Raw genomic sequence first — 18,416 nt, 5'->3', positions numbered from 1 at the left:
CTTTGGTTTGGATAGCTCTCACCATTATAATAGCATGCACCAGATGACGGGATTTCTTACCGATTGCTATTTTAGATAATCATGATGACTACTTGTAAAAAAACCTGACATCTTTATTGTATGCAAACCTTCATAATGTTAAATTGAGGAAGATAGAACACTAATTGGAGGTGATTGTACTCATGAGCGATGTGATGTTGGAAGAAATAAATACCATCGAAGAACAGCTTAACGAGCTTTCGGATCTTCTGATACAAGTCGTTGAAAATGGCGCATCGATTGGCTTTTTACCCCCATTGAACCTTTCAGAGGCCATAAAATATTGGGAAAACGTATTGGACAATGGGGTACTTCTATTTGTTGCGAAAATAAACAACCAGATAGTCGGAACGGTGCAGCTGCATCTAAGTACGAAGCAGAATGGCAGACATAGAGCCGAAATTGCTAAATTAATGACGCATCCTAATTACCGTCGTAACGGTATAGGTCGTTTCCTAATGCAATTAGCTGAAGAAAGAGCGAAGCTGGAGGGGAGAACCTTAATAGTTCTCGATACCAGAGAAGGAGACCCTTCTAATCTGCTGTATACTTCGTTAGATTATATCCCCGCAGGACGTATCCCTCATTATGCGCAATCTGCAAATGGTGAATTACATGCGACTGTTTTCTATTATAAAAACACGGTTTAGAGCAGGCTTAGTATGGAACAATGGTGTAATGAGGTGGTTTAAATGCTTTTTACACGAATCAAGCCAATGCTTCTAAGTTTGGGCAAGGAGCCATTCGATGATGATGATTTCATCTTTGAACCGAAATGGGATGGTTGGCGCATTCTTTTACACAAGCAGGGTGAACGAATAGAAGCTTATACATCTAATGGGCATTCAGTAACGGACAAGTTCCCTGAGTTGAAGGAAGTCGCGGCGGCAATAAAAGCGCACACCGCTATTTTAGATAGTGAAGGTATCGTATTGCGTGGTCAAAGGCCTGTTTTTGATGATTTTACTTACCGGGGGCGGTTGAGCAACTCCACACGGATTAAGAGCGCCGTTCATACTCATCCTGCATCATTCATTGTTTTTGATGTTTTATGTACGGACAGGGAGCACATGAAAGAACCTTTATTGGAGAGGAAGCAGCGGATAAGTGAGATTGTTGCTGCTTCGCCTTCGATAATGCCCACCATGTATTTAACAGGTAAGGGGAATGCCTTGTTTGAATTGACCAAGGAACATAATATGGAAGGGATCGTAGCGAAGCGGAAAGCGTCGAGGTACATTCCGGATACGAAAAGCAAGGACTGGCTGCAAATCAACCATGTCAAAACAGTGGATGTGCTCATATTGGGTTATAGAACCAGTCCATTCGGACTTGTTATAGGATTGAATTTCAGAACGGTCAAAAACAAGCCGGTTGGTGTAGTGGAGCTTGGGTTTAAGCAGGAGGATAAACTACAGTTCTTGGAGCTTGCGCAGCGGCTTCACACGACAGAGGACGAGAAAACACAATGGATTCAACCATGCTTATGCTGCCGGATTGAGTATCTCGAACGGACGGATATGCATCAATTGAAAACTACGTTGTTTAAAGGATTTTTGTTGGATAAGAAGCCTGAGGATTGTGTCTGGATATCCTAAATGGTTTGTTAATCGTATGTTGAATAGGTGAATAGAGGGGACTGTAGTTGCCACACAGGAACGAGCGGCCTATACAGTCTCCCTCCTAGATACGGATCAGGAATAAGGTTTTAATCCAGCTTTAATTTAATGTAAAAGATTAACTCGCCATCTTGCTGCTCCACTCCTATGAAGCCTTCGTGAGCTTCGACAATGCTTTTGGCAATAGCGAGCCCGAGACCCGAACCGCCTGTCTGAGAGGAGCGGGAAGCATCCACCCGGAAAAAACGATCAAACAATCGTTCGAGCTCCTGCTCAGACAGCTCCTCAGCCATATTGCTAATCCGGACGATACCATACTGCTGCTCCCTGACCATGCTTATCGAGATGACTCCCGGCTTCGGGCTGTACTTCAATGCATTGCCCAACAGGTTCTCGAACACTCGGATCATCTGATCAACATCAATATTTACGAATATTTTCTCCTTAGGGATATTGCGAGACAGAATAACCTGCTGCTCCTCAGCCGGTGTGACGAACTCCTCAAGAAGCTGCTCCAGCAGGTCATTAAGCGCAATGCCTGTTTTATTCAAAGGAACATCCCGATGAGTCAGCTTCGTATAAATAAATAAGTCGTCGATCAGTGAATTAAGCTTTTCCGATTTATTGTAGGCGATATTAAGGTATGTTTGAGCTTGCTGCTCGTTTTCGTAATTCTTATCATTGAGCAGACGCAGGTATCCCATGATCAATGTTAACGGTGTACGCAGATCATGGGAAACGTTGGTAACCAGCTCATTCTTCAGCCGTTCAGCCCTCCGCTCCTCTTCGATTTTCATCTGCAGCTGCTCCGCCATCAAATTCATATTTTTGGCCAGGGAGCCAAGCTCATCATCACTGCGTTCCGCAACCCGCGAATTCAAATTTCCAGTTGATATCGTGATCAACCCACCCGCTAATTCTTCGATATAGCGCATTTTCTGTTGGGTTAAAAAGTAGAACAGAACAATAAAAAAGATTATCGAGCCGACCATTGTAAAAGGACTTTGTCCGCGTTTGTAAGTAATATTCGGTTCGGGGATGCCGCTGACGATCAGATAGGAGGACTGCCCCTTGTAAGTAACGGGATACAGGCTCGAGGTCTCTTGCCGCAGATTTCTTTCACGTTGGGTGTCTATCGAGTTGCGGATCGATTTATGAATGTCTACACTGGTTTCAGCTGAATTGGAGCTTTGAAATAAAACTTTGCCTGTGAGATCGGTGACCACTATTTTGTGCCTGTTCATAGAACTTTCCCGTTTGACCTGCTCGGTAAAGTCCAGCATTCTCTCCTTTTCCCATTCGATCTGTGATTCGGGACTGTTCACTTCGTTATCGTGGTTGGAGTATTCATGGCTTAGTACCTCTGCCAAGCTCTTCGCCGCATTATCAATACGCTGGACCCCCGATTTGTAATCAATGACAGGATCTGTATTGATCCCGCCGAACAGAGCCGAGCTAAGGGAGTAGAAGATGAGCGACGCCGCCAGACAAAAGGCAAAAGCAACCATTAGCTGCAATCTCAGGCTTCGTCCGACTTGCTTTTTCATAATTTGATATAAGTCCATAGTCAGCAGAATCAAGGCACGCAGCAAGTTAAATGGAAACCAGGTGAAAGGGAATCGATTTAAACGTGATGTCGGAGGTAAGGACGGATGTTTACTCAACTTTGTAGCCAACCCCCCAGATGGTTTTGATATATTTGGGCTTGCGTGGATTGGCTTCTATTTTCTCGCGAATTTTACGGATATGGACCATGACGGTATTGTTGGAATCGAAGTAGGCTTCCTGCCAGACCGTTTCATAAATTTTTTCAATGCTCCACACGACACCGCGATGACGAGCTAACAGCTCCAGAATGGCAAATTCTCGCGGGGTTAGCTTAATTATGCGGCCGTCGAGCTTCACTTCATGTGTCTGTGTATTGATGAGCAGCTCATCCACCTCGATTTCATGCTCTTTGCTGGCAGTGGTGATGTTGAGGCGCGTATATCGGCGCAGCTGCGACTTAATGCGGGCAATTAGCTCCAACGGATTGAAAGGTTTGGCCAGATAATCATCGGCACCGCTGCTCAGCCCCATAATTTTATCCATATCCTGTCCCTTGGCTGAGAGCATGATTATAGGCATATTTTTGTGCTCACGGATTTTGAGGCAGGCCTCAATTCCATCCATACGCGGCATCATAATATCAAGCACGATCAAATCAACCTCCTCTTTTTGTAAAATGTTCAATGCAGCTTCCCCATCAGATGCGCGTAGAAGCAGATAGCCTTCATTTTTCAAATAAATTTCCAACAGATCGATAATTTCCTTCTCATCGTCGACAAGAAGTATAGTTTTTTGGGCTGCGATACGGGCTTCCTCCTTAGACTTTTCATATGTATAGCATTAATATAGACGCAAGTTCTTAAATAATTGGCAGGGTATACCTTAACAATTTCTTAAGAGCACAAAAAGTATGGAGCTTATGGTAGGAACAAGGCAATACAGTGTCTCAATTGGAATAAAATCCATTTTCAAAGGTAAAGCTGTTCAGTGAGGTGATTCAATCATGCAGGAAGGTATTGAAATATTCGGAAGAACGATTTTAGCATTTGCAGCACTATTGTTAATTGCAAGAATATTAGGAAAACAGACGATCTCTAATATGACCTTTCATGATTTTGCGACAGGTATAACTATGGGAGCAGTGGCAGCAAATTTGGCCTTCAACGAGAAGATACAAGCCTGGTATTTTATTCTATCGCTTGCTGTTTTTACTCTTACATCCTATATCATGTCTGTGGTAGCGCTCAAGTTCCCTAATACAAGAAAATGGGTGTCCGGAGGACCGACTGTAATCATTGAGAAAGGAAAAATACTTGAGGACAATATGAGAAAGCTGCATTATACACTGGATTCTCTCAATCAATCCTTAAGAGAAAAGGATGTATTCAATATAGAAGAGGTCGATTATGCGATTCTGGAAACTAACGGGAAGCTATCTGTAAAGAAGAAGGACAAGTATCTGGCTTTAATAAAAAAAGATCTGAATCTGGTTCATTCAGGTACAACAAGCTTTCCTATTGAAGTTATTATGGATGGGAAAATGATGAAGGAAAACTTATTGGAAAATAATTTATCCGAGCAGTGGCTGATGAATCAAATCGATCAGAAAGGGAAGAAGCTGTCTGACATTTTCTACGGTGTAAAAACGACTAACGGAAATCTGGTATTTGATTATTATAAGGATAATTTACAACATCCCATAGATAAAGAATAGATTTATTAACAAAAAATTTTATCAATAACTGATAAAATTATAAATTATACATTCAATAAATCGGATGCTATACTTTTTACAAGAAGTTTACAAAGTATATCTGTCAATCTTTAAACGGAGGGGATCGAGAGAAAGAAGACTGTCCAAGACACACTTCTTCCAAGAAATACAGAGATGAGGACACATATGGAACTCGTATACCGTTATATCGATGAACATCAAGACATGTATGTGAAATGGCTGCAGGAATTATGTAGAATACCAAGCGTTTCTACTCAAAACAGAGGGATTCAGGAAGCCTCTCAGATGGTTGCCGAATTTTTGCAGCAGCAAGGCGGTTCCACAGAAATTATTGCGACGACAGGACATCCGGTTGTGTATGGTCATTTTTTTTCGGGGAATAAGAAAACGATTTCATTTTACAATCATTACGATGTGCAGCCGGAAGACCCGATCGAATCCTGGCATTATGATCCGTTTGCAGCCGAAATTCATGATGATGTACTAACCGCCAGAGGTTCCGCAGATAACAAGGGAGCCCTAATGGCACGCATTTGTGCAATTCATGCTTATCAGCAGGTGTATGGCGAACTCCCCATCAATGTGAAATTCATTGTGGAAGGGGAGGAGGAGAAGGGAAGCATAAATCTCCCTGATTTTATCGAGAATCACCCGGATAAGGTGCAAGCTGATCTGTGCATTTGGGAGAATGGCATTATTTATTCGGATAAAAGCATCGAGCTTAAGATGGGAACAAAGGGGATTTTGTATATCGAACTGGCCGTAAAAGGCGCCAACTCGGATATGCATTCCTTGAATGCTGCCATTGTCGAGAATCCCGCTTGGCGGTTGGTTTGGGCATTAAGCACCTTGAAGGATCAGGAAGAGAAAATTTTAATAGACAAATTCTATGATCGTGTATTACAACTATCAGATGAAGAGCGAAGCATTCTGGAGTCGATGGATTACCCGGAAGAAGAAACCTTACAAAGATACGGGCTAGATCAATTTTTGTTGAACTTAACCGGAACGCCATTGAAGGAAAAGCTTATTTTTCAGCCTACATGCAATATTTGCGGTATTTATTCCGGCTATTCGGGGGAAGGCTCCAAAACGGTGCTGCCTTCCGAGGCAAGAGCTAAGCTGGACTTCCGCTTGGTTCCCGATCAAGATCCCGAGGAGATTGTGCGGCTCTTAAGAGAGCACTTGGACCGTCATGGCTTTGAGGACATCGAAATCATTGCCAGAAAAGGAACGCGAGCCGCTAAAACAGATCCCGGTCATCCGCTTGTCATTAAAGTGATGCAGGCTGCGGAAAAAGTAAGCGGGAAACCTCCTCAGAAGGTGCTGATGAATCCAGGCTCGGGTCCAATGTACCGGCTTTGTCAGCAGTTCGGTATTCCGACAGTTGGTTTCGGTGTTGGGAACGGAGATTCTCGGAAGCATGCACCAAATGAAAATATATTGGTAAGCGATTATATTTATGGTATCAAAATGGTAGCTGCAGTGATCCACGAGTTTGCTTAATTCGGTCATTTTACTTTTAATATAAATATTTGTTGAAGAGGGGGAATTTGTTTTGAAAAAGACTTCATTATTACTCATTTTGGCTTTTGTGCTTCTCATTTCTGCATGTAGCAGCGCTCCGTCCGGAGGAGACAGCGCCGGTGCATCTAAGGATCTGGTTGTTGCCCTTGGTTCTGAGCCGGTTACGCTGGATCCTCAAGATACAAGTGACGGTATATCCAATAATGCTAACGAGCTATTGTTCGATAAGCTGGTTACCTTGGATAAAAACAATACGATTGTTCCTCAATTGGCTAAAGAATGGACCACATCGCCTGATGGAAAGAAGATCACGTTCAAGCTTCGCGAAGGGGCGAAATTTCAAGACGGTACACCTGTTAATGCAGAAGCCGTGAAATTTACCTTTGACCGCGTTATTAACAAGGATAATAAGCTGAACCGCTACTCTTTATATGCGGAGTTTATCGATAAAGTTAATGTCGATAGCGAATATCAAGTGAGCTTTGATTTGAAATTTCCGTTCGGCCCTGCGTTGATTACCTTTGCACATACAAACGGCGGGATTCATAGTCCCAAGAACGTGAAAGAGAAGGGGAAAGATGTTGGCAAATCTCCTGTTGGCGCCGGTCCTTATAAATTAAAGGAATGGGTTCCAGGAAACAAAGTTGTGTTCGAGGCTAATCCCGATTATTGGGGAGATAAACCGAAGATGAAAACCATTACGTTCAAAACAGTAGCTGAAAATTCCGCACGCTCCATCATGCTTGAAACCGGTGAAGCGGATATTATCGTCCCAGTTGTTACATCAGATGTAGATCGTCTTAAAACAAACGACAAAATCAAAATCAATGTGGAGCCAAGCTCCAGAAATCTATACATGTCTATTAATACAACAAGAGCGCCATTCGATAATGTGAAAGCACGTCAAGCGATCAACTATGCGGTAGATAAGGAAACGATTGTTAAGAAAATCATGTCCGGCCAAGCCAAAGTGGCGGAAGCGGCCATTGGTGATATGGTTTGGGGTTACTCCTCTGTAGGTGCATACCCGTACGATCCTGAGAAAGCGAAGCAATTGTTGGCGGAAGCAGGAGTTGCGCCGGGAACAACGTTAAAATTATGGACGCCGGACGGCCGTTATTTGATGGATCGCCAAATTGCCGAATTCATTCAAGGCAACCTTCAGGCAGTAGGATTTAAAGTCGAATATCGTAAATGGGAGTTCGGCGCATTCCAGGAAGCAACCCGTGATCCGAAGGCTGAATTCAATCTGGCTTTGAACAGCTGGGGTACTTCTACGAATGATGCGGATTGGGGCTTGAGACCGATCCTAATGACGAAGGGCGCTAGCAACTACTCGAAGTTGTCCAATCCTGATCTCGATGCATTAATCGATAAAGGAATGAAAACGGCCAATCCGGATGAGCGTAAAAAGGTTTACGGCGATGCGCTTAAGCTTATCAAGGACCAGGCACCATGGATTTTCCTGCTCGATTACAAACAAACCTCAGGCTATAAGAGCAATCTTGACAATGTATACAATTGGAATAACGAGCGGCTTATCCTTCGTGATGTTGTGAAAAAATAACAAAAAGCTTTAGTAGAATAGGGGGATATTAGCATCCCCCTATTCTATTCTTGTAAAGGAGGCGCCAGGTTGTTTAGCTATATTATAAAGCGTGTGCTGCAAATGATTCCTACCTTGATTGGGGTATCGATTCTTGTATTTATTCTGATCCACTCTGTTCCGGGAGATCCAGCCCGGCTAGTTGCCGGCAATGACGCCACTGAAGAAGACGTTGCCATGGTTCGTGACCGCCTCGGATTAAATCAGCCCTTGCATGTGCAATACGGAACCTATGTGGTCAACTTGGCCAAAGGTGATCTCGGAACCTCACTTCGTTCCAACCGGCCGGTGCTGACAGAAATTCTTACGCGATTCCCGACCACGATTATGCTTACGGTTATGGCTATCATCATTATGATTATTGTTGGGCTTTTCGCAGGGATTTTCTCGGCCACCAAGCCTAATAGCATCCGGGATAATGCTACCATGATGTTTTCATTATTTGGCATTTCGATGCCGGTCTTTTGGCTGGGACTCATGTTAATTTTAATTTTTTCCTATTATCTTCGTATCCTGCCTTCCGGAGGCAGCGATGGGTTTAAGTATTTTATTCTTCCGGCGCTTGCCATTGGATTATCTTCTTCCGCTATATTGGCTCGTCTTACCCGATCTTCCGTATTGGAAGTCATTCATCAAGATTTTGTACGTACGGCTCGGGCCAAAGGGGTCAGGGAGAAGGCAGTCATCTATAAGCATACTTTGAAAAACGCTTTAATCCCGATTATTACGATCATTGGTTTGGAATTTGGTCATTTATTGGGAGGGGCGGTACTAGCTGAGACTGTTTTTTCTATGAATGGGCTAGGACGTTACGTGATTCAATCGATTCAATTTCGTGATTATCCGGCGATTCAAGGAACAGTGCTTTTTATCGCGACCATATTTGTTATTGTGAACCTGATCGTCGATCTATGTTACAGCTTAGTCGATCCTAGGGTTAGATACGATTAAGAAAGGAGCAAATTCATGAGTCAGTCAGCATCGGTATCACAAGTTGAAAGCAACCCGTTCGAGCAATCCTATACGCCGCGCTCGCCGTTGCAAATGATGGTGAGCCGATTCAAAAAAAATAAACGGGCTATGGTCGGACTATGGATGGTCACGATCTTTGTAATTGTCGCTCTGCTTGCGCGTTGGATTGCTCCTTACGATCCATTCGTTCAAAACATGCAGATCATGCTGGAATCTCCGACATGGAGCCATCCGTTCGGCACCGATGAGTTCGGGCGGGATATTTTATCAAGGGTTATTTACGGAGCCCAGATTTCATTGATGATTGGGATTGTCGGTGTTTTTATCTCTGTCATCCTCGGTGTTGCTTTAGGTACGATCTCCGGTTACTTCGGGGGATATATTGATTCTTTAATTATGCGGATCATGGATATTTTCATGGCTTTTCCGAGCTTTCTGTTGGCTTTAGCCATCGTGAGCGTATTGGGACCAAGCATGATCAACGTTATGATAGCAATCGGTATTTTTTCAGTGCCGACGTTCTCTCGTATTTCCAGAAGCGCGGTTATTTCCGTGAAAAATAAAGAATACATTGAAGCGGCAAAAGCGATGGGAGCAACCAATGCACTCATTATATTCAAGCATGTGGTTCCAAACAGTATTGCTCCTATTATAGTTCTTTCCACGCTGCGTATTGCTACAGCCATTTTGACGGCCTCCGGGCTAAGCTTTCTGGGCATGGGCGCACAGCCTCCTACTCCAGAATGGGGGGCTATGCTTAGCACTGGGCGCGAATATTTGCGGACAGCTCCGCATGTAAGCACTATCCCGGGACTTGCAATCATGTTCATGGTATTGGCGTTTAACATGCTGGGCGACGGGCTGAGGGATGCTTTGGATCCGAAGATGAAGCTGTGATCGAAGTGTAGTGAAGTGAAGTGGACCGAAGCGGAGTAACTCTGTTATACAGGAGGGTAAACATTGAAGAAGAAGCTGTTGGAGATTAAAGAACTCAAAACCTACTTTTATTCCGATGAGGGTGTTGTTCCTGCTGTGGATGGGGTAGATATCACGATATATGAGGGTGAAACGGTTGGCATAGTCGGTGAGTCCGGCTGCGGCAAAAGCGTAACGTCTCTGACAACCATGCGGCTGACTCCAGGGAAAGTAGTAGGAGGGTCGATTGAGTTTAACGGTAAAAATATTTTATCGATTCCGGAAGCATCAATGAGAGAAATTCGCGGTAATGAAATGGCGATGATCTTTCAAGAGCCGATGACTTCATTAAATCCGGTGTTCACAATAGGCCAGCAGATCGGTGAATCTGTGGAGATTCATTTAAACTATAGCAAGTCACAAGCAAGGGCTCACGCGGTAGAAATGCTCAAGCTGGTCGGCATTCCAAGACCGGAGCAAATTGTGGATGAGTATGCGCATCAGCTCTCTGGCGGCATGAGACAGCGTGTCATGATAGCTATGGCTATGTCCTGCCAGCCGAAGCTGTTAATAGCAGATGAGCCGACTACGGCATTGGATGTAACGATTCAGGCACAGATCCTGGATTTGATGAGAAAATTAAGAGCGGAACAAAATACGGCGATCATGATGATTACCCATGATTTAGGCGTTGTAGCTGAAATGTGTGACCGTGTTGTAGTTATGTACAGCGGCAAGGTGGTGGAAGAAGGGGATGTCATCACTATTTTTACCAATCCCAAGCATCCTTACACCCAAGGATTGATGAAATCGATCCCTACGCTGGACTCGGAAGAAAAGAGGCTGTATTCCATCAAAGGAAATGTGCCGATTCCAGGCAGCTTACGGCAAGGCTGTTCGTTTGCCCCCAGATGCGAATTTGCCATGGACAAATGCAGGCAAGATGCTCCACAGCTGGAAGAAGTCGAAACAGGACATTACAGCCGTTGCTGGCTTCATTCATACCATCAGGGGGAGACCCGTAATGACAAAACCGCTAATTGAAGTAAGAAACTTAAAAAAATATTTCCCTATTAAAAAGGGGCTTTTCAGTCGAACTGTCAATCATGTCAAAGCGGTTGACGGACTTGATTTCAATATTTATAAAGGTGAAACGCTTGGATTGGTGGGCGAAAGCGGCTGTGGTAAATCGACTACGGGGCGAACGCTTCTTCAGCTTCTTCAACCTACCGAGGGAGAAGTGCTCTATGAGGGGAAAAACCTCGTGGGCATGAATGCCGGGGAATTAAGAAAGCTGCGTAAAGACTTGCAAATCATTTTCCAGGATCCTTATGCATCTCTCGATCCGCGTCTGACTGTAGGGGACATTATTGCGGAACCTCTAAAAATTCATGGCATTGCCCATGGGAAAGAAGTGGACCGGCAGGTTGAAGAGCTGTTGAATGTTGTAGGGTTAAGCAGCTATCATGCCAAACGTTATGCTCATGAATTTAGCGGCGGACAACGTCAGCGCATAGGGATTGCAAGGGCTCTGGCGTTGAAGCCCAAGCTCATTGTAGCCGATGAGCCGGTATCTGCACTGGATGTGTCCATTCAATCCCAGGTTATTAATTTGCTTCAAGATTTGCAGGAGCAATTTCAATTAACCTATTTATTCATTGCCCATGATTTGAGCGTGGTTAAGCACATCAGCGACAGGATTGGTGTCATGTATTTAGGCAGAATTGTCGAGCTTTCGGATAAGAATGAGCTTTTTAGCAATCCGAAGCATCCGTATACCAAGGCTTTACTATCTGCTGTGCCTATTCCAAATCCTCTGATCAAGAAGGAAAGAATCGTATTGCAAGGAGATGTGCCTAGCCCGGCGAATCCGCCTTCCGGTTGTACATTCCATCCACGGTGCAGCGAATGCATGGCCATTTGCCGAACGGATAAACCTGCTTTAAAGGAAGTAAACGGCCAATTCGTTGCCTGTCATTTATATAATTAATATAGAATGTTTTTTTTGGAGGTAGTGCATGTGAGTAAGTCCAAACAACCTATATATGCTTCAGTTGATAGCCTGCGGGACTCAATAATCGATATTAATGATTTCATTCATGATAATCCTGAGCTAGGGAACAATGAATTTAAAGCGGTAGAGCTGTTAACTCGCACCTTAGCCGCTCATCATTTCCATGTCGAGCAGGGCGTGGCAGCTTTACCAACGGCCTTTATTGCAACTTATACCCATAAAGGAGGCGGACCGAGAATTGGTCTGCTGTGTGAATATGATGCCTTGCCAGGACTAGGCCATGGATGCGGGCATAATCTGCAAGCCTCCTCTATAGTAGGAGCGGCGATTGCATTATCGCAAAATTTGGGTGAGATGCCTGTAACAATAGTTGTGTACGGTACCCCGGCGGAGGAAACGACCAGCGGCAAATTGCCCATGATCAAAGCCGGTCTGTTTGACGACCTTGATGTTGCCTTAATGATGCATGGAGGCGACCGTACAACGGTTGACGGGAAATCGCTCGCAATGAATTTAATTGATTTCGTCTTTGAGGGCAAGGCTGCTCATGCTGCTGTAGCCCCGGAGAAAGGAATCAGCGCTCTGGACGGTATTCTGATGACCTTCAATGCCATTGAATACTTGCGTGAGCATGTTCGTCCTGATGTGAAGATGCATGGGGTCATTACGAACGGAGGAGTCGCGGCCAATATCGTCCCTGATCTGGCTGTAGCGCAGTTCTATGTGCGGGCTGCAGATCGTCCGTATTTGGATACGGTGTTGGAGCGGGTGTACAATGCAGCGCGAGGTGCGGCTCTGGCGACTGGAAGCAAGCTAACGATTAACCAGGTGAAAAAATGCGAGAACAAGGTCAATGTCGATAAATTGAACCAGCTCCTGTTGAGAAATGCGGAGGAAGCCGGAATTAAAGAAATATCTCCTCCGCGCTCAAGCACAGGTTCTACTGATTTCGGCAATGTAACTTACCTTGTACCTGGTGCTTGCCTTCGCGTAGCTTTTGTTCCATTCGGCACCTCCAGCCATTCTACGGAATGGGTAGAAGCCGGAACGAGCGAGGCAGGCCATAACGCTGTAATCTTAGCGGCCAAATCTATTGCCGGAGCGGCTTTTGATTTAATTGAGAATCCAAGCCTTCTTCAAGAAGTAAAAGAAGAGTTTCAGAACGCTAAGGAAGCCTTTCTTCAAAATTTATAAGAACAGCAAAAAGACTGAAGAATTTAATTATTCTTCGGTCTTTTTGCTTTCTATTTTAAGATTATAGAATGTTTAAAATCTTAGGGTTGACTGCGAATTCCTTCCCCTATTCACTCTAAATCGACAGGTAGAGGAACAGGGATACGTTATTTTGTAGTGCACACGTGATCATTCAAGTGAAACGGAAGGAGGATCCCTTATTTGCTTAAAATGAGGCATTCAGCCTATTTTGAGACGAAATAACGCATCGTAGTTCCGTGAATTTATGAAATCGAGGGGGTGTAGGACAAATAGCGGCATGACGTTCCGCGAGCGAGTGGGAGCGAACCCAAAGATATTAGCACGATCGATGAAAGGGTTTATAATGTTCCCTTCCCCATGGGAGAAGCTCCCTTTACAGCATAGAAGCTTGCAGTAAAGGGAGTACATGGATATGAATACCGGTTGAAAGATCGGTTAGGGATGAAGAAGGAGCAGAAAGCAGAGAGTAGAACAAGAGAGGGAATGGGTGTGGGATGGAGGAGCGTTAGCGCCCGCCTTTGAAGCTGGTGTTCCTACCGCTGCAAGCCTACAATTCAAGGAACAGGACTTCAACAGCGGCCGGAATCTCACACCCGATTCCCTCCCAACGCACAATTGTATGGATTCGCACATAAAGGACCGTTCGGTGTTCCGGACGGTTTTCCTAATATACGGACCGGTGCAAGTTCGAAGATTTGATATAATTCACAAATTCATTCACTAAATTTAATTCCAGAGAGGATTCTTTGTAAATAAGCCACGTTTTTCTTACCAGAGGCTGCCCGTTTTGAAAAATCATCGGGTATTTATAGAAGGAATCCTCCGAATTCAAGCAGATTTGAGGTACGATAGAATAACCAAGCCCGTGCTTGACAAGCTGCTTGCAAGTTTCATAATTATTCACGTTTATCGTAATTAATGGCGGAATGTTAAATCGGTCCTTCCACCATCCTTCGATTACTTCCATTAGATAGGTATCTGGCTTGTAACCGAATTTATTCAGAGGGAGCGTACTTGGACGGTAATTAATTCGATGCAATACAGGGAGATGGTCCAGCTCGATTTCTTTTTTTGATATGATATAAAAAGGATCTTCACTAATTAAATATTTCTGATCAATCCAGTTAAACTCTCCTCTTACGATGCCAACATGAACGCTGCCGTTCTCGAGCGCCTGAAAGATCTCTTGATTCGTAGTGGTGTTAAGAACGATTTGTATTTTCGGATGCTGCTCCATAAACTGCTGAAGGATCGGCGCGAGCTTATACTGCGTAAAATGACCCGACGCTCCAAGCCTCAGCGTTCCTTGAATTTCACTTTTTAAATTAATAATTAACTCTTTAAACCGCTGCTCTTCCTGCAACGATTTTCTTGCATAGTCGACCAGTTGTTTGCCTTCAGAAGTGAATTTGATATTCTTTCCTGTTTTTTGCACAATCTGCATTTGAAATTGCTTTTCCAGCTGTCTGATTCTATAGGTTAAGGCCGGTTGGGTAATGTAGAGACGTTCCGCAGCCTTGGACAAATTCTGTTCTTCAAATATAATGAGCAGCACTTTACAGTCTTTTTCATCCATATTGCAATCCCTCTAATTCATTAGTCTGATTGTACCCTGGCAGCTTGGACGTAATAGTATCATTATACTGTTGTTTCTAAAGCTTTCAAACAAAAGATATCATTAAAAAAGCATGGAAAATAGCAAAAAAACAACATCTTTATTTTCTGAGTTGCTGCGTTTCCCTATATTTTGAAATTGTTACGAAGTATGCTTCCGGATAAAAATGCAAAGCATAACAATGAGGATGCAATTTATGTGATATTTTTAGACATTTTATTTAATAAACGGCTTGTTGCAAGCAGCATTTGGGAGTACAATAGAGTCTCAAACTACTACTCGTTCGCAGCAGCTTAGATAGGACAAACTCTAATTTCTATGTGAAGAATTTCACTAAGGCGAAATAATAAATACTAGTTTATTTATTTTTAATACGGATAGGGACTGTCAATTTTACGCTGCGAGCTGGTACAAAGCATATGAATTAAGGAGGAGAAAGTAGAAATGTCACAAACAACTGCTCAGAGATCTGTTGAAGAAGCTTCCGCGGTACAAGGAATCATGAAGCCGGATGTGTTGGATCAATTGTTAAAACCAGAGGTGCAGGAAGCGTTAACTATGCTGGTCGACCAACTTCCGAAGCTTGCTGAAATGATGGCACTGCTTACGAAGACTTATGACTTGGCGCAAAAGGTAGCGACAGACCGGGTACTTATTCAAGATATGGTAGGCGGTATCCAGGAAGTTGTGAAGCCTCTTGAGGAAAAAGTGAGAGGTTATGCATCTGCCGCTATAGAGGCCAATGATCGCGCGGAGCAAAGCGAAGCAACGATTGGCTTATTTGGCATGATGAAGCTGCTGAAGGATCCGGAATTGCAGCGTATGCTTCGTTTTGGACAAGCTTACCTCGATATTTTGGGCGAAAGAAAAAAACAAGACTAAATTAACCTGTCAAAGGAACGGAGGATAAACGTGAGTAAACATATTTTAATTTTAGGTGGCGGCTATGGCGGCTTGTTAAGTGCTCTTTCCGCTCGTGCCAACTTAACTGTAGAAGAAGCAACCATTACAGTAATTAACCGTGTTGGATCGCATCAGATTATTACTGAGCTGCATCGTCTGGCTGCGGGTAATGTTGATGAGAAGGCAGTTGCTCTGCCATTGGAAAAATTGCTAAAAGGCAAAAATATTGATTTGAAAATCGGTACCGTTGAAAATATCGATGTCGAAGGCCGCAAAGTATTGTTGTCAGACGGCAGAACGTTTGATTATGATGCATTGGTGCTGGCTCTGGGCAGCGAAACTAATTACTTTGGCATTCCTGGTCTTCAAGAGAACAGCTTTACTCTGAAGTCCGTAATAGATGCGAACCGGATTTACAAGCATGTTGAAGAAAGAATCAGCCAATACAGCAAAACCAAAAACAAAGCGGATGCAACTTTCGTCATCGGTGGCGGCGGCTTGACAGGTGTTGAGCTTGTTGGTGAGCTTGCGGACGAATTGCCGGGTATTTGCCGTAAGAACGGTGTAGATTTTGCGGATGTATCCTTATATCTTGTAGAAGCAATGCCAAGCATCCTGCCGATCTTCTCGGCCGATTTGATTGAGCGTGCGACTACGAGCTTGGAGAAGCGCGGCGTACAGTTCTTGACCGGTCTAGCCATTACTGAAGTGAATGGTCCAACGGTAAGCCTTAAGGACGGCAGAACGATTGACACTAGCACCTTGGTATGGACTGGCGGCGTACAAGGCAGCACGCTTGTGGCAAATTGCGGCGTTGAAGTCAATAGAGGACGTGCAACGGTTAACGAGTTCATGCAATCCGTTTCCCATCCAGATGTATTCCTTGCCGGCGACTGTGCCGTTGTATTTGGAGCTGAAGGTCGCCCTTATCCTCCTACTGCACAGCTTGCATGGCAGATGGGTGAGCTTACCGGAGCTAATATCGCAGCTAATTTCAAAGGCAGCCCAATGGAAGGCTTCAATCCGGTATTCTCGGGCACCTTGGCGAGTCTGGGCCGTAAAGACGGCATTGGTTCTATCGGCGGAAGTGGTATCGAGCTTAAAGGATTGCCTGCTTCATTGATGAAAAAAGCGAGCAATGCGCGCTACCTTACACATATCAACGGTTTGTTTGCTCTTGCATACTAATATTTATTATTAGTACACTTGGCTATACCGTGAAACGGCGTTAATCTCACAAGGAGATCAGCGCCGTTTTTTCATGATTTTTTGATTGACTCTTACGTTACGTTATACTTTATAGTGATTATTGAAAGGAGGTCGAACAGGACAATGAAGGTGAAGGAGGTTGCTGATTTAGTTGGTATTAGCGTGCGTACCTTGCATCATTATGATGAAATCGGCTTATTAGCCCCGGAGGAAACGACAGATTCAGGTTATCGACTTTACTCGGATGACAATCTTGAAATTTTGCAGCAAATTTTATTTTTTAGAGAGCTTGGATTTCCTTTAAAAAAGATTAAAGAAATTATTAACAGCCCTTCATTTGATCGAAAGGAAGCGCTAGAGCTTCACTACAGCATGCTGCTGGAGAAACGCAGTCAGCTCGATACCATGATCGGAACCATTGAAAAAACCATACAACATCTTAAAGGAGAAATTCAAATGACCAACAAAGAAAAATTCGAAGGCTTTGATTTTAGCCATAATCCATATGAGCAGGAAGCGCGTGAACGTTGGGGAGATGAAGCTGTTGACCAGGCGAATCTCAAACTGGGGAACATGTCGAAGGAAGAACAAAAGGAGCTGCCTGAAACAATGAATTCGATCTACAAAAAGCTGGCTCCGCTTCGCAAGGGATTGCCTGATTCAGCAGAGTCACAAGCAGCCATTGAGGAATGGTATGTGCTGTTAAACAAAATGGGCAGCTACTCACTGGATGCATTCAGGGGTTTAGGTCAATTGTATCTTGATGATGAACGTTTCACTCAAAACATCGACGCCTTTGGTGAGGGATTAGCCCAATTTATGCGGGATGCTATGGCTGTATATGCAGATAATAACCAAAGGTAATGGGATATCTTTTCGCAATTAGAGACGAATATGAGTAAGCAAAGTCAACCCTATCACGGTTGTGTCGACTTTGCTTATTTTCGTTGCAGCATGCTAAGCTGGCTCAGATTCCAACTCAGGATGATTTATCTTATCCTCTTCATTATCACGGATTGTTTTTTGCAACACCAAACACGTCACTATCAAGAATGCTGCTCCGATAGCGTAATAGCCTTTGACATACAGAGGCTCCTCCAGATTGTATAACCCGACATATTCGAACAGGATACCCAGGATAAAGCCGCCCCAAGCCATGAAGGTGAAGGCAGGTGTATTTCTCATGCGATGCGTGTAATCATGTTCTCTGATGAAATGATCTTCGTCATTATCACGAATCACCTTCTGCAGCACGAAGGCGCTTATAATGATCAGTACTCCACACACGGCATAGTAGCCTTTTACCGATAAAATTTGATCTAGAGTCCATATACCGATAAAGTAAAACATCGCGGCAATTGTGAATGCACCCCAGGCCATGAATGTATAAGCGGGTGTATTTCTTCTTTTATAGAAGTTCTTTTTCATATCGTTTGCACTCCTTTTAGGTTATGGGAAATATTTCTTGATTTCATCTTACGTCTCTTGCAAGGTTTTCA

The 18,416-nt window shown here is 43.9% G+C and carries 16 protein-coding genes and 2 pseudogenes; 13 read left to right on the top strand and 5 right to left on the bottom strand.

Annotated elements, in window-relative coordinates:
• Positions 1–182 precede the first annotated feature (182 nt).
• Positions 183–689 (top strand): GNAT family N-acetyltransferase, encoded by a 507-nt coding sequence (locus NV381_RS28620; RefSeq protein WP_258216720.1) that lies wholly within the window; start codon positions 183–185, stop codon positions 687–689.
• 42 nt (positions 690–731) lie between these two features.
• Complete coding sequence (locus NV381_RS28615; protein WP_258216719.1) at positions 732–1,637, top strand: DNA ligase; 906 nt, start codon at positions 732–734, stop codon at positions 1,635–1,637.
• Positions 1,638–1,747: 110 nt separating this feature from the next.
• Here NV381_RS28615 and NV381_RS28610 read toward each other — a convergent pair whose 3' ends face one another.
• Entirely contained in the window at positions 1,748–3,322 is a 1,575-nt protein-coding gene (locus NV381_RS28610) for a sensor histidine kinase (RefSeq protein WP_258216718.1), read from the bottom strand.
• Complete coding sequence (locus NV381_RS28605) at positions 3,315–4,010, bottom strand: response regulator transcription factor (RefSeq protein WP_258216782.1); 696 nt, start codon at positions 4,008–4,010, stop codon at positions 3,315–3,317. Before NV381_RS28605 ends, NV381_RS28610 begins: the two co-directional genes overlap by 8 nt.
• Positions 4,011–4,209: 199 nt before the next feature.
• On the opposite strand from NV381_RS28605, the gene NV381_RS28600 reads away from it, so the two are divergent.
• The 8 genes from NV381_RS28600 (at position 4,210) to NV381_RS28565 (ending at position 13,169) form a co-directional block, all read left to right on the top strand.
• Positions 4,210–4,920, top strand: coding sequence for a DUF421 domain-containing protein (locus NV381_RS28600; protein WP_258216717.1), 711 nt, complete (start codon positions 4,210–4,212; stop codon positions 4,918–4,920).
• 186 nt (positions 4,921–5,106) lie between these two features.
• Positions 5,107–6,447 (top strand): M20/M25/M40 family metallo-hydrolase, encoded by a 1,341-nt coding sequence (locus NV381_RS28595; protein WP_258216716.1) that lies wholly within the window; start codon positions 5,107–5,109, stop codon positions 6,445–6,447.
• 52 nt (positions 6,448–6,499) lie between these two features.
• On the top strand, positions 6,500–8,035 hold the full coding sequence (locus NV381_RS28590; RefSeq protein ID WP_258216715.1) for a glutathione ABC transporter substrate-binding protein: 1,536 nt from the start codon (positions 6,500–6,502) through the stop codon (positions 8,033–8,035).
• A 69-nt stretch (positions 8,036–8,104) separates the two neighbouring features.
• On the top strand, positions 8,105–9,025 hold the full coding sequence (nikB, locus tag NV381_RS28585; RefSeq protein ID WP_258216714.1) for a nickel ABC transporter permease: 921 nt from the start codon (positions 8,105–8,107) through the stop codon (positions 9,023–9,025).
• A 15-nt stretch (positions 9,026–9,040) separates the two neighbouring features.
• Positions 9,041–9,943: a nickel transporter permease gene (gene nikC / locus NV381_RS28580; RefSeq protein WP_258216713.1), complete on the top strand. Its 903-nt coding sequence runs from the start codon at positions 9,041–9,043 to the stop codon at positions 9,941–9,943.
• Between the two features lie 63 nt (positions 9,944–10,006).
• Complete coding sequence (locus tag NV381_RS28575; protein WP_258216712.1) at positions 10,007–11,005, top strand: ABC transporter ATP-binding protein; 999 nt, start codon at positions 10,007–10,009, stop codon at positions 11,003–11,005.
• The gene (locus NV381_RS28570) at positions 10,986–11,951 is read left to right on the top strand and encodes an ABC transporter ATP-binding protein (protein WP_258216711.1); all 966 of its coding nucleotides are present in this window, start codon (positions 10,986–10,988) and stop codon (positions 11,949–11,951) included. Before NV381_RS28575 ends, NV381_RS28570 begins: the two co-directional genes overlap by 20 nt.
• Before the next feature lie 30 nt (positions 11,952–11,981).
• Entirely contained in the window at positions 11,982–13,169 is a 1,188-nt protein-coding gene (locus NV381_RS28565) for a M20 family metallopeptidase (RefSeq protein ID WP_258216710.1), read from the top strand.
• Between the two features lie 685 nt (positions 13,170–13,854).
• On the opposite strand, the gene NV381_RS28560 is transcribed toward NV381_RS28565, so the two are convergent.
• The gene (locus tag NV381_RS28560) at positions 13,855–14,766 is read right to left on the bottom strand and encodes a LysR family transcriptional regulator (protein WP_258216709.1); all 912 of its coding nucleotides are present in this window, start codon (positions 14,764–14,766) and stop codon (positions 13,855–13,857) included.
• Between the two features lie 483 nt (positions 14,767–15,249).
• Here NV381_RS28560 and NV381_RS28555 point away from each other — a divergent pair, with 483 nt between their 5' ends.
• From NV381_RS28555 to NV381_RS28545, 3 genes are all read left to right on the top strand, one after another.
• Positions 15,250–15,687, top strand: coding sequence for a DUF1641 domain-containing protein (locus NV381_RS28555; RefSeq protein WP_258216708.1), 438 nt, complete (start codon positions 15,250–15,252; stop codon positions 15,685–15,687).
• Between the two features lie 30 nt (positions 15,688–15,717).
• Positions 15,718–16,896 (top strand): NAD(P)/FAD-dependent oxidoreductase, encoded by a 1,179-nt coding sequence (locus tag NV381_RS28550; RefSeq protein WP_258216707.1) that lies wholly within the window; start codon positions 15,718–15,720, stop codon positions 16,894–16,896.
• A 144-nt stretch (positions 16,897–17,040) separates the two neighbouring features.
• Positions 17,041–17,781 (top strand): MerR family transcriptional regulator, encoded by a 741-nt coding sequence (locus NV381_RS28545; protein ID WP_258216706.1) that lies wholly within the window; start codon positions 17,041–17,043, stop codon positions 17,779–17,781.
• 93 nt (positions 17,782–17,874) lie between these two features.
• Here NV381_RS28545 and NV381_RS28540 read toward each other — a convergent pair.
• Positions 17,875–18,072: pseudogene (locus NV381_RS28540) on the bottom strand (YiaA/YiaB family inner membrane protein); the annotation flags it as partial.
• Positions 18,073–18,132: 60 nt separating this feature from the next.
• Positions 18,133–18,345, bottom strand: a pseudogene (locus tag NV381_RS28535) (YiaA/YiaB family inner membrane protein); the annotation flags it as partial.
• Positions 18,346–18,416: the final 71 nt, after the last annotated feature.

The sequence above is a fragment of the Paenibacillus radicis (ex Xue et al. 2023) genome (assembly GCF_024722015.1).
GTDB lineage: Bacteria > Bacillota > Bacilli > Paenibacillales > NBRC-103111 > Paenibacillus_S.
This window is presented reverse-complemented; position numbering and strand designations above follow the sequence as displayed.

What these genes read in the sequence shown, in the direction of transcription:
- NV381_RS28560 (WP_258216709.1), bottom strand. Translation starts at nt 14,766, where the DNA reads ATGGATGAAAAAGACTGTAAAGTGCTGCTCATTATATTTGAAGAACAG.
- NV381_RS28545 (WP_258216706.1), top strand. Translation starts at nt 17,041, where the DNA reads ATGAAGGTGAAGGAGGTTGCTGATTTAGTTGGTATTAGCGTGCGTACC.
- nikC (WP_258216713.1), top strand. Translation starts at nt 9,041, where the DNA reads ATGAGTCAGTCAGCATCGGTATCACAAGTTGAAAGCAACCCGTTCGAG.
- NV381_RS28595 (WP_258216716.1), top strand. Translation starts at nt 5,107, where the DNA reads ATGGAACTCGTATACCGTTATATCGATGAACATCAAGACATGTATGTG.
- NV381_RS28555 (WP_258216708.1), top strand. Translation starts at nt 15,250, where the DNA reads ATGTCACAAACAACTGCTCAGAGATCTGTTGAAGAAGCTTCCGCGGTA.
- NV381_RS28620 (WP_258216720.1), top strand. Translation starts at nt 183, where the DNA reads ATGAGCGATGTGATGTTGGAAGAAATAAATACCATCGAAGAACAGCTT.
- NV381_RS28615 (WP_258216719.1), top strand. Translation starts at nt 732, where the DNA reads ATGCTTTTTACACGAATCAAGCCAATGCTTCTAAGTTTGGGCAAGGAG.
- NV381_RS28570 (WP_258216711.1), top strand. Translation starts at nt 10,986, where the DNA reads ATGACAAAACCGCTAATTGAAGTAAGAAACTTAAAAAAATATTTCCCT.
- NV381_RS28600 (WP_258216717.1), top strand. Translation starts at nt 4,210, where the DNA reads ATGCAGGAAGGTATTGAAATATTCGGAAGAACGATTTTAGCATTTGCA.